This is a genomic window from Qipengyuania algicida (assembly GCF_009828025.1).
Classification (GTDB): domain Bacteria; phylum Pseudomonadota; class Alphaproteobacteria; order Sphingomonadales; family Sphingomonadaceae; genus Qipengyuania; species Qipengyuania algicida.
Genome location: NZ_WTYA01000008.1, coordinates 1 through 11,910, shown reverse-complemented (window position 1 = coordinate 11,910; position 11,910 = coordinate 1). Strand labels below are relative to the sequence as shown.

Annotated in this window: 10 protein-coding genes; 3 read left to right on the top strand and 7 right to left on the bottom strand. The window is 55.9% G+C overall.

Annotated features, from left to right (window positions below; genetic code table 11):
* Positions 1-214: 214 nt before the first annotated feature.
* From GRI58_RS10765 to GRI58_RS10735, 7 genes are all read right to left on the bottom strand, one after another.
* Complete coding sequence (locus GRI58_RS10765) at positions 215-1,384, bottom strand: patatin-like phospholipase family protein (protein ID WP_237452256.1); 1,170 nt, start codon at positions 1,382-1,384, stop codon at positions 215-217.
* Positions 1,385-1,395: 11 nt separating this feature from the next.
* The gene (locus tag GRI58_RS10760) at positions 1,396-2,805 is read right to left on the bottom strand and encodes an efflux transporter outer membrane subunit (protein WP_160753613.1); all 1,410 of its coding nucleotides are present in this window, start codon (positions 2,803-2,805) and stop codon (positions 1,396-1,398) included.
* Between the two features lie 4 nt (positions 2,806-2,809).
* Positions 2,810-3,904 (bottom strand): ABC transporter permease, encoded by a 1,095-nt coding sequence (locus GRI58_RS10755; RefSeq protein ID WP_160753612.1) that lies wholly within the window; start codon positions 3,902-3,904, stop codon positions 2,810-2,812.
* Complete coding sequence (locus GRI58_RS10750) at positions 3,904-5,040, bottom strand: ABC transporter permease (protein ID WP_160753611.1); 1,137 nt, start codon at positions 5,038-5,040, stop codon at positions 3,904-3,906. Before GRI58_RS10750 ends, GRI58_RS10755 begins: the two co-directional genes overlap by 1 nt.
* Positions 5,037-6,779, bottom strand: a complete 1,743-nt coding sequence (locus GRI58_RS10745; RefSeq protein ID WP_160753610.1) for an ATP-binding cassette domain-containing protein — start codon at positions 6,777-6,779, stop codon at positions 5,037-5,039. Before GRI58_RS10745 ends, GRI58_RS10750 begins: the two co-directional genes overlap by 4 nt.
* Positions 6,779-7,741, bottom strand: a complete 963-nt coding sequence (locus GRI58_RS10740; RefSeq protein WP_237452255.1) for an HlyD family secretion protein — start codon at positions 7,739-7,741, stop codon at positions 6,779-6,781. Before GRI58_RS10740 ends, GRI58_RS10745 begins: the two co-directional genes overlap by 1 nt.
* 169 nt (positions 7,742-7,910) lie before the next feature.
* Positions 7,911-8,507, bottom strand: a complete 597-nt coding sequence (locus GRI58_RS10735; RefSeq protein ID WP_160753608.1) for a TetR/AcrR family transcriptional regulator — start codon at positions 8,505-8,507, stop codon at positions 7,911-7,913.
* 231 nt (positions 8,508-8,738) lie between these two features.
* Between GRI58_RS10735 and GRI58_RS10730 the strand changes: the two genes are divergently transcribed.
* From GRI58_RS10730 to GRI58_RS10720, 3 genes are all read left to right on the top strand, one after another.
* Positions 8,739-9,515: an LOG family protein gene (locus tag GRI58_RS10730; protein WP_337190959.1), complete on the top strand. Its 777-nt coding sequence runs from the start codon at positions 8,739-8,741 to the stop codon at positions 9,513-9,515.
* Positions 9,516-9,548: 33 nt separating this feature from the next.
* A complete protein-coding gene (locus tag GRI58_RS10725) occupies positions 9,549-10,943 on the top strand; it encodes an MBL fold metallo-hydrolase (RefSeq protein ID WP_160753607.1) in 1,395 nt (464 codons plus the stop codon).
* Positions 10,944-11,090: 147 nt separating this feature from the next.
* The gene (locus tag GRI58_RS10720; protein WP_160753606.1) at positions 11,091-11,840 is read left to right on the top strand and encodes a LysR family transcriptional regulator; all 750 of its coding nucleotides are present in this window, start codon (positions 11,091-11,093) and stop codon (positions 11,838-11,840) included.
* Positions 11,841-11,910 lie beyond the last annotated feature (70 nt).

Below are 11,910 nucleotides of genomic sequence, written 5' to 3'. Positions count from 1 at the left end.
CGTGATGATGTTGTCTGCGATGTTGACCGACATAGCCAAGAAGCAACCTCGCTGTCAGAAGCGCTACCACCAGTAGCGCTGGCGTATGGGTTTGAACCCCTGCTGGACCTTGCGTGATGACCGGCCTGCGGCACCGGCACGACCGACTTCGTGTCATCGCAATAACGTACATAGGTATGCGTCGCGATCTCACGGGTTCTATTCATCAGCGCGACTACTCAAGTCCCCTTTCGTATCCGTAGTAGAACAAGTTGATCATATATCCTTGATCGAACAAAGGATGATCTTCATCAGGAAAATCAGCTCCGATAGTCCAAGTTGAAAGACGAGCATTGTGTTGTTGGGAAAATTGGCGGTATCCGGCGATAATTTGCTGATCGGCCATCAATAACACTGTTGCCAATGCACGCTCCATAATCGTGAATGTTCGTGGCTCAACCACATCATACCTGGATTGCAGCGTCCCATTATAAATGAGGTCAATCGAGCGTGGCGCCTCGATTGAGGTGTCGTCAGCGTTGGACCAAATCAGTGCTGTCGGAACAACGAACATGCTCGCTGTTGTCCCGCCGTCGACATGCATCTCGCTAAGGTTCTGGCCATTGTTCTCGACGTCGATCAACACAGGCTGGAACAGGCCAGGAATGCTTGCGGAAGCAAGCAATAATTGCCGGATGAAAACAGCTCTCCTCGGGTTTCCACTGCTGGCAATTGCGCCGATATCCCAGACCACGCCGCGTTGCGCATCAAGGTTCGTAGTTGTGACGAGCAATCGGCGCCCCTTGCGGTGCTCGACGGCAATTTCATCGACGATCTGATCGGTAAGATAACGCTCGATCAAGTGGGTAAGTGGTGCAGAATCAGCCAGACTCACGCCGCCCAGAACGCCTTCGACAGGCCGTTTGCGAAAAATGTCCCTGGCCGAAATAGTCGTATACATCGTGCGAAGCGTGCCATCATACTGACCACCGAGAAACGCAAACGGTGCGATGAGCGCGCCCGTGCTGGTTCCGGTGACGAGCGTGAAATCCGGCCGATTTCCGCTATCGCTCCACCCATTGAGCAGTCCTGCAGCGAATGCGCCTTTGTCCGAGCCGCTTGAGATTGCCAGCATCCGGATAGGTGTTATCGTGCCGGCCCGCTCACGGTCATCCCGCCACTGTTGCCTCCATTGCAACCAATGCCCGTTATCGGCATCGGCATAAATTCGAATATCGTCAAACCCTTCAACTGATGCAGTGGCGGCTATGCTCGCCGCAACGGCAGGCCGATCTGGCCAGGAAGCGCAAGCCGAGAGCGAAAACGACAGGCCAATGGCCAACAAAATTCTCAGCGAATATTGCGCAGACTGACTGCATCTATTCCTTGGAATAAAAATGAGCATCAGCCCTCGCTTCATTGCCAGCCGCCGCCGAGGGATTTGTACAGTGCCGCCGCAGCGCGCCCTTCATTCGCGCTTGCCGCGTCATATGCGGTAGATGCCAGGCAGAGCGACAGTCGTGCGCGCTCCAGGGCCAAATGGTCATCTTCGCCCGCGCTTACGCGCCGCTGAACAAGCCTGAAGCTCGCTTGCTCGCTGTTCAGAGCGGCCCTCGCTTCATTGGCCGCCTCTCTTGCTCTGGCGAAGCGATTGATAGCGCTTTCGCTATCTGAGAGAGATGTGTTGACGGCTTTTTCATATGCGCCGACCGCCGCATCATAGCGCGCATCACTGGCCGCAATCTGCGCGCGAGTTTGCCCACCGGAGAATATTGGCCAGGAGAAGCTGGGACCAATGGCAAGCCGGGTGCTGTTTGGAGAGGCCAGATCACCGACGCTTCGCGCTTGCTGGCCAAGCGAACCAAACAGGCTGAAGCGCGGGAACAGATCGGCTGTGGCCACACCGATGTCTGCGCTGGCTGCTGCCATATTGCGCTCTGCCCGCCGAATGTCGGGCCTACGCTGCAACAGATCGGTTCGAATACCAACCAGGATCGTATCGGGGCTGGCCGGAATTGCGCGCAGCACGCGCAATTCGGGCACGATCGATTCGGGTGCTACACCCATCAGACTGGCGATCTGATATGCGAAGCTGCTGGCATGTGCCTCGGCCTGTTGAAGCGCACCCGCGCTGTTGCTGCTGGCAACGTCGGCCCGTTGTGCCTCGATACGGTTCGCCTCGCCCGCCGTGAAGCGCAGATGGGTAAGCCGCGCCAGTGCCTGATTGCTGGCAAGTTGTTGCCGCGCTACCTGCACGCGTGCCTGCGCTTCACGCAGATCGAAATAAGCGCGGGCAATTTCCCCTGCCAGCATGAGTTGCACGTCACGCTTTGCCTCCAGCGCGGCATCTGCCCGGGCATTGGCACCTTCCAGGCTCCGGCGGTTGCGCCCCCACAGATCAATTTCCCAACTTGCATCGAAGCCAAGATCGAACAGGCTATATTCACGCGACAAGCCGGGAAGACTGCCGACGGGCAGCGTACCATTCTCGCTCAGCACATTCTCACTGGCCCTGCCACTGGTGGTCACGTTTGGTAGCTGTCGGCCTGCAATGGCATCACGGTTGGCACGTGCTTCGGCAAGCCGAGCTTCGGCAATTCGGACATCGGGACTGTCGGCAATGGTTTGTTCGACCAGCTGCGTGAGCAGCGGGTCGCCAAATTGCCGCCACCAAACCAGGTCGACCTCGCCCAGCGGGGCAGGTTCGTTCCAGGCCGGGCTAGCCATTTCTCCGGCCACGGGCGCTTGATAGTCAGGCCCGACCGTAGTGCAGGACGCCAACAGTGCGACGAGCGCCAGCGCGGCTGTTGCTTGATGTCTCGCCATGATTCTACTCCATTCTGGCGCGGAAAAGCCACGCCGATATGGACAGCGTGGCAATGGCAATCAGGCACAGCGGCCACAATTGCTCCAATACGAGATCGAGCGGCATTGCCTTGAGAAACAGACCCTGCACGATGACCACAAAATAGCGCGCCGGATTGATCAGCGTCACCATCTGTAGCCAGTCCGGCATATTCTCGATCGGACTGGCATAACCAGACAGCAATATCAGCGGGACCATGGCAAGGAAGGAGCCGAGGAAGGCCTGTTGCTGCGTGGTCGAGGCCGCTGAGACGAACATGCCGACGCCGATCAGCGCGAACATGTATACCGCGAGCGAGAGATAAAACAGGAGCAACGATCCAGTGAACGGAACGTGAAAGAAGAGAGTAGCGACGGCTAAGAAAATCGTGCCATTGAGCATGCCGACCAGCCAGGGCGGTATCATCTTTCCGATCAAAATCTCGTGCATGCGCAACGGGCTGACCATCAACTGATCGAAAGTTCCCAATTCGCGCTCTCGCGCTACGCTTTGCGCAGTCACCGATAGGCCTGCCACCGCTGATACTATGGCAATGAGCGAGGGCAGCGTGAACCAGATATAATCCAGACTGGGGTTGTACCAGTTTGTGACAATACCGCTGACGGGGCCGCTGCCGCCGCTCCTCTGTGCCGCCGCGTCGCTGGCAATATTGCTGATGTAACCTGCAACAATCTGCGCTGCATTGGATCGGCGGCCATCAAGGATGATGCCTAGAGTTGCAGGCTTGCCTGCGGCCAGAGCGCGATCAAAACCTGGCTCGAATACAACGGCGGCGATGATCTCCTGCCTGTCTATCGCTCGCGCCAAACCATCATGCGAAGAGAGACGCTGGATTTCCCCGAAATTGCTGCTGGCGGCGATTCGCTGGACAAGCTCTTGAGCTTGCGCCCCGCCCGATTGATCGAGAATGCCGATGCGTGCATTATTCACGTCGAGCGTCGTGGCAAATGAGAATATCATGAGCTGCAATAGCGGCGGAGCAAACAGGATTATGCGCCCCTTGGGGTCACGCAGCAGCGCCCAGATTTCCTTCAGTATGATGGCACGCAGGCGCTCCATTAGTCCAAGCTCCGTTTCGTCATGCGGAAGGAGAGCAGGAAAAAGCCGAAACCGAAGCCGAGCATGATGGCAATATTGGGCCAGAACAGCCCCCAAAAATCACCGGCCAGAAACACCGTTTGCAGCGAGGGAATAAGGTAGCGCGCGGGAACCAGATACGTGATGATCTGGATCGGCTTTGGCATTGAGGAGATTTCAAACAGGAAGCCCGACAGGAGAAAACTCGGCAGGAAGGAGCTCAGCAGGGCAATCTGGCTGGCAACGAACTGGTTTTTGGTTGCTGCCGAAATGAACAGCCCCATGCCCAGCGCGGGCATCAGATAGGCGGCCGACATCGCAATCAAAGCAATCACGCTTCCGCGAAATGGCACGCCGAACAGGAACACTGCGGTCAGGCTGCATAGTACCATCGAGCCAAGCCCGAGCAGGAAATAAGGTACGACCTTGCTGGCAATAAATTCGGTCATCCGCATCGGTGTGGCCATCAGCGATTCCATCGTTCCGCGCTCCCATTCGCGCGCGACGACAAGTGCGGTGAGCAAGGTTCCAATCATCGCCATGACAATCGCGATTGAGCCGGGAACGAGGAAAAAGCGGCTCTTGAGCGCGGGGTTGTACCAATAGCGCGGCGCAATCTGCAGCGGTGACATTGGCGCGCCAGCTACAGGCGCTTCAAGCTGACGCAAGGCTGTCCAATTGGTGAGCACGCCATTGCTGTAAGCGGCAACGAAATTGGCGGTATTAGGCTGTGATCCATCGGTGATGATCTGGATGGCGGCCCGGCCCGTTTGTATCTGGCGCCCGAACCCTTGCGGAATGACGATGATCCCGCGCGCTTTGCCATCTACCATCAAATCGCGCACCGGCTCAACCGTGCGCGCCATGGTGACTTCAAAATAGCGAGAATTCTGGTAGGCTAAGGCCAGACTGAGCGCAGGCTCGCTGCTGTCCTCCAATACTACGGCAACCCGCGTTCGCGAGGCATCGAGCGAGACGGCATAACCGAACAAAAACAGCAGGATCAATGGCAGAACGAGAACAATCAAGATGGTCGCGGGATCGCGCACCACTTGCGTCAACTCCTTGCCCACCAGCGCAGTGAGTCTTCGCAGATTAAAGGAAAAACGTGCGCTCACGCCGCCAGACCTGGGGCGTTGCTCTGCTCGGATCGCTCAATCAGCGCGATAAAGGCATCTTCCATCGTCGGGTCACCCGCGCCGGTGATCCGCGCTGCCTCGGCTTTCAGATCATCGGGGCTACCGCTGGCGATCTGCCGCGCACGATAAATCAGCGTTACCGAATCGCAATATTCTGCCTCATCCATGAAATGGGTGGTGACGAGCACCGTGACACCCTTTTCCACCAGGCCATTGATATGGGTCCAGAATTCGCGCCGCGCAACCGGATCAACACCGGAAGTCGGCTCATCAAGAAACAAGACAGGCGGCTGATGCATCACGGCGCAGGCGAGCGCCAGACGCTGCTTGAAGCCCAGCGGCAGTGTACCAGCATTGACATTAAGCCGGTCGCCAAGATTGAACAGTTCGGTCATTTGACCGATGGCCGCCTTCGCGGCTGCACCGCCCAGATTATAGACGCCTGCAAAAAAAGCGAGGTTCTGCGCCACACTCAGATCACCATAGAGCGAGAATTTTTGTGCCATATAGCCCAGCGAGGATCGCGCATGGGCAGCGGCGCGGCGAATGTCCTTGCCGGCAACCGCGCCTGTGCCCGATGTCGGCGTGAGCAGGCCGCAGAGCATTTTGAAGCATGTTGATTTGCCTGCCCCATTGGGGCCAAGTAGTCCGAATATCTGCCCGCGGCCGACAGTGAAATTCATATCCTCAGCGGCAGTAAAATCACCAAATTTTTTGGTCAGCCCGTTGGCTGAAATGGCAGGCGCATCGCTTACAGGGATTTCGCGATAATTTTGCGCAAGCTGGCTGGTTCCTGTCGGTCCGCCACCCAATATATCGATAAAACCGTCCTCAAAACGCGCCGACGCCTGCGAAACGCGCGTTTGCTCGCCTTCGTTCAGCACCGTTCTGTCTGGCGGGGCGCAGCCCTCTTTCACGAGCAGCCGCACCGCACGGCCCTGCAATGTGCCGTCGATGACATCGCTCCTATCGAGAGCGCGGGTAAGCACATGCCGCCGATTATCATCGAAGTCTGTAACCTTGATGACGCGGCCTTCAATACCATCTGTCAGCGCTTCTGGCGGACCTTCAAACAACAGCTTTCCGTCATTGAGCAAATAGACGATATCGCAGTTTTCAGCCTCATCAAGATAGGCTGTGGACCAGAGAACGCCGATGCCTTCTTCGGTCAGATCGCTAACCATCGACCACAATTCACGCCGAGAGATCGGATCAACGCCGACGCCCGGCTCATCAAGCAACAGCAGCTTGGGGGTGCGCACCAACGCACATGCAAGACCCAGTTTCTGCTTCATCCCGCCCGACAGCTTGCCTGCGGGGCGCGACTGGAAGCGTTTCAAGTCAGTGAAGGTCAGCAGCCGGTCAAAGGTCGCATCATGCTCGGCTTTGGGCAGCGCACGCAGCTCGGCATAGAGCGTGAGATTTTCCAGCACGCTCAAATCTTCGTAAAGGCCAAAGCGCTGCGGCATATAGCCAATATCTTCCAGCGCATCGATGGGCGCGCCGCCCAATATGTCGAGCGTGCCTGCATCTGCTGTCATCAGTCCCGCCAATATGCGGATCAAGGTTGTCTTGCCCGCACCATCGGGACCAACAAGTCCGGTCATCTGCCACGGCCTGATGGCGATGCTGACCTGATCGAGCGCAGCTGGTCCAGCGCCAAAACGCTTCACCAGCCCCTCGGCCGATGCAACAGGCAAAGGCTGACGCGCAGTCATCAGCGCGCCTGCGTGGCTCGCGCAGTTGGGATTTTCACAGTGACCGGCTGACCCTGCCGCAGCGCATCATCAGGATTGGTCACGATGATACGCAGCCTATAAACTAGATCTGTACGCAAATCCTGAGTCTCTACTGATTTAGGCGTAAATTCGGCTTGTGGCGAGATGTAACCAATTGTGCCGTTGTAAGTGCGCGGATTGCCATCCACGCTGACCTCTACTGCCATTCCTGGGTTGATGCGCGTGAGGTCAGGTTCGCCGATATAGGCGCGAACGCGCATCGGGGCGTTGATGGCCAGCGTGAGAATGGTGGCGCCGGGCTGCACAATTGCGCCCGGCTCATTGACGCGGGTCACGACGATGCCATCCGTTTGTGAGAACAGCTGCGTGTCGGTCAGATCAACCTGAGTGCCGCTGCGCTGTGCTATTGCTGCGTCCACCTGCGCTGCCGCTGCAGCGACATCCTCACGCCGCGCGCCCGCCTGTAGGAGTGAGAGCGCAGCGCGCGCCTCCGCTGCCTGCGCCCGCGCACGGTCTCGTGTGGCGACAGTTTGGTCCCAGATATCGCGGCTGATCGCACCAGGACCAACAAGTGGTTCGCGGCGTCGATAATCTCTATCGGCTTCGGCAACAGCTATTTGGCTAGCTGCATAGCGTGCGCGAGCCTGCTCGATTTCTTGTGCGCGGTTACCATTGCGTAGTTTTGTCAAATTTGCCTCAGCAGCGGCGATCTGGGCATCCGCCTGGCGGGCGCGGCTTTCGAGGCTGGATCTGTCAAGGGTTGCCAGCAATTGTCCTGCCGTCACCGCGGCACCCTCCTCGACTTCGATGGAATTGATCCGACCGCCAACACGAAAGCCCAAATCCACCTCACGAATATCGACATTTCCATAGAGCGTAAGCGGTCCTTCATCAGCTTTAGCGATCAGGCCGAAGCCGCGCGTGATGAAGGCCGCGATCAACAGAACCGCTATTGCAACAATGATAAGGACACGTTTCCTGTTCACTGGACATTCTCCGTTAACGGCGCGGGTTTCTGCATGTGAAGTGCCGCCCAGATGAATGGTAAAAGCAATGGCGTGATAGCGGCTAAATGCGTCAGCTCGCGGCGGTTTAGGGCGACAGGCCGCTTCACATTTTGGCCCCTATTCCACCTAAATATATATTGAAAAGCCGCGTCGACATTTCGCGCATCATGCTCGAATTACCGGTCATCATGCTCTGCATCACTAGACCCTGTATGATGCCAAGAAACATGATCGCCGCAGCCGGTATGTCGGTATCACATGCAATAAGTCCTGCCGACTTCGCCCTAGTGAGCTTCGTCGATAGCCGGACGCCATATTCTGCCATCAATTTCTGCAGCAGCGCCTTCGCAGGAGTCTTACCCCTGCGTTGCAATTCACCGAAGAGGATCGGTGGAATACCCGGGTGAGTGACGACAAAATCGACATGCGCCACGAACATCGCCTCCAGTTCATCAAGCGGATTGTCGCTCTCAACCTTGTCAATTCGCGCCAGAAGTTGGTTCGCCGTCCAGTCCATCACAGCCGTCCAGATTTCCTGCTTGCTGGGAAAATGGCGGAACAACGCGCCTTGGGTCACATCCATGTAGGAGCCAATCTGCGCTGTAGTTATGTCGGCAGGGTTTGACGATGCTGCGAGCGCAATCACTGCCTCCACGGTTGCCGCTTTGCGCTCATCGGAGGTCAGGTTTTTGCGTTTCATATTGCGCGCCTACACAAAAGATAGTACTTAGTCACTATCTTTTGTGTAGGCGGAGTCGTTTCCTCGTCGCTGCAAAGGTCTTGGAGGAACGCATGCCGGAGCAGCACCACGATAGATACGGGAGAGGAAAACTATGGCCGAAGGTAAGCCCAACATCGATTTTTGGTCTGCTATTCATGCTATGCGGTTTCCCGCTTTACACGAGCGTTTTGACGGCAAGACCAGCGAGTAGTGCCTGACGGCCCCGAAAGTGATGCCCGGTCGAGGCAGGCAATGGTGCAGGCGTTGCTCGAAAGTAAGGCCTACAGGCCGGCAACCGATGATCCCGAGTTCATGAACCTCGATGACCTGCGCTCGGCGCGGCTGCAATTGGAATTTTTGAAGCCAGACATTGTCCTGAAGAAGGAGGGAATCAACTCGACCGTTGTCGTTTTTGGAAGCGCGCGGGTCTCCCCTGATGGTTCTCACGAAGTGACCCGATATTATGATGAAGCGCGGAAATTTTCAGCCATAGTTTCTGAGCGATTCCAACAGAAAGGACGTGCTGACTTTCTAGTTGTAACAGGCGGCGGTCCCGGCATCATGGAAGCGGCAAATCGGGGTGCCTACGAGGCAGGCGCGCGCTCGATCGGACTTAATATCGACCTGCCAAAAGAACAAACCCCCAATCCCTACATCACGCCGGAATTGTGCTTCCGGTTTCGCTACTTTGGCTTGCGCAAAATGCATTTTCTAATGCGAGCCAAAGCGTTGGTAGCTTTCCCGGGCGGGTTTGGCACGATGGATGAGGTTTTCGACGTTCTCACGCTTGTTCAGACCCGGAAAATCCCTCCAATACCGATAGTTCTTCTTGGCCGAGAGTATTGGAACAAGGTCGTCAACTTCAGCTACCTCGCCGAAGAAGGATATATCGATCAAAGTGATCTGAACCTCTACCAGATTGTCGATACGGCCCGTGAAGCCGTGCATGTGATCTGCGAGTTCTATGGCGAGATACCACCTGAATGACGCTAAGAATTTGGATGGTAACAGGATGATAGTATGAAAATCACATTCTTGGGTGCCGCTGGGGAAGTCACTGGCTCATGTTATCTGGTGGAGGCCGGAGGCGCCCGGTTTCTTGTCGATTGCGGCATGTTTCAGGGTGGGAGCGACGCGGACTCGAAAAACCGAAGAAGCTTCTCATTTTCGCCATCGTCGCTTGACTTTGTTATACTGTCGCACGCGCATATCGATCACAGCGGCCTGCTCCCCAAATTATGCCGGGATGGATTTGAAGGCCCGATCTATACCAGCAAGGCAACCGCAGAATTGCTGGAAATCATGCTTCGTGACAGCGCTCATATCCATGAAGCGGCGGCTGAACGCGCGGCGAGAAGACGCTCTCATGTTAAAGAAGAGCTCGAACCACTCTACCGGATGGAGGATGCTGAAACGGCGCTTTCCCAAGTGGATGGGCACGACTATGATCGAACCATATCGCTCCACCCTGAAGTGCAATTGCGATTGCGCGATGCCGGACACATTTTGGGGTCGGCAATTCTCGAAATATGGATTGGCAAAGGCAGCGAAAAAAGAAAGCTGGTTTTTTCAGGTGACCTTGGTCAGCCGCATCGCCCAATACTTCGCGATCCTGTTTTCATTGATGAGGCCGATTATCTCATCGTGGAATCCACTTACGGGAACCGTGATCATGAACAATTAGGCCCATCGCTTGATAGGCTGGTAGAGGTTGCAGACCACGCCTTGAACCAGAAAAAAGGCAACCTCAACATACCTGCCTTCGCCGTTGGGCGGACACAAGAACTGATCTATTATTTTCATCACCTAACTTGTGAGGGTCGCCTCAAGAACCTTAATATCTTTCTCGATTCCCCCATGGCGCAGCGAGCGACTGAACTCACAAAACGACATATCAGGCTGTTTGATGAAGAAGCAAAAAAGCTTGAAACATGGAAACGGCAAACTCAGCCTTCAATTCTTCTGAAATATACTGAGAGCGTGCAGGAATCGATTGCTCTGAACACGATAAAATCAGGCGCGATCATAATTTCCGCCAGCGGAATGTGCACTGAGGGTAGAATTTTGCATCATCTCCGCCACGGGTTGCCGAACCGGAACAACACCGTTTTATTTGCGGGATATCAGGCAGAGGGAACGCGTGGACGAAAGCTGGTAGATGGAGCGGCCAGTGTAAGGATCTTTGGTCAAAATATTGCTGTGCGAGCAGATGTCCGCTCGATAGGCGGCTTTTCAGCCCATGCGGACCGAACGGCGCTACTTGCCTGGATTTCAGCATTTAAGAAAGCTCCCAAACAGATCTTCGTCACTCACGGTGAAGAAGATGCGTCATCCGCATTACAAGAAGAACTCAATCGTCGGATCCCTGGAAAAGCCAAGCGGCCAAAGCCGAACGAAACGGCAGTTCTATCATGATCGACGCAGGCAATTCTCGACGTTGCACAATGCGCGCAAGCGGCTCTCGGCCTCAATAATATCACCCAGATAGGTACGGGTGGTTCTTGATTATGGGAAAGGGGGGCAGGCTCTTGATTTCAGTATTATATAGGGCTGCTCGATCACATGTCGATTGAGGTGCAACAATTACGCTTTGCCGTGATGACGGCCGACGCCCAGAGTTTTTCGCGCGCCGCAGCGTCCTTTAACGTCAAGCAATCGACCCTCAGCCGCAGGGTGCGGCTGCTTGAAGACCGGCTCGGCATCAAGCTGTTCGATCGAACGACCCGAGGTGCGGAAGTCACCGAAAATGGCAAGGTTTTCATTGAGCAAGCGCGGCGGATCGTTACAGATATTGACAACCTTCGGACGACAGCACGCAACGTCAGCTATGGACTTGAGGGTCGATTGGGGGTTGGCTATTGCACCCCCTTGATGGCGGGGAACCTGAAGCTCGCTTTCACAGACTATCTTACCCGGTTCCCAGACGTTCAATTCGATGGCGTCGAGGCCGGTCCCGAGAAGTTGTTTCAAAGCATCCAGTCACGATCTATTGACGTCGCTGTCGCACCGGTAGGATTGGCGGAAACCGGCATCAGATCCCGTCCGCTCTGGTCAGAACGGCTTATGATTGCCCTGCTCGAAGGGCACCGATTGTCCGAGCACGAGCGCATCTATTGGCCTGAGTTGCGCCGCGAAGTGTTCGTCCTCCCGAGTGACGGCCTGGGACCAATCCTCGGCAATCTGCTGTCGGCGAGACTGACCGAGCAAGGCTTTCGCCCTAATGTTATTTATCAGGAAACAAGCCTCGCAAGCCTGTTAGCGATGATTTCTGTCAACCGTTTTGTGTCGATCGCAACCGAAGCCGTTGAATAGCCCCGAGTTTTCTAGACGCCCTCGGTGCTCATCATCTGCTGCCGTTCGAACTCTACGGGTGACAGCATCC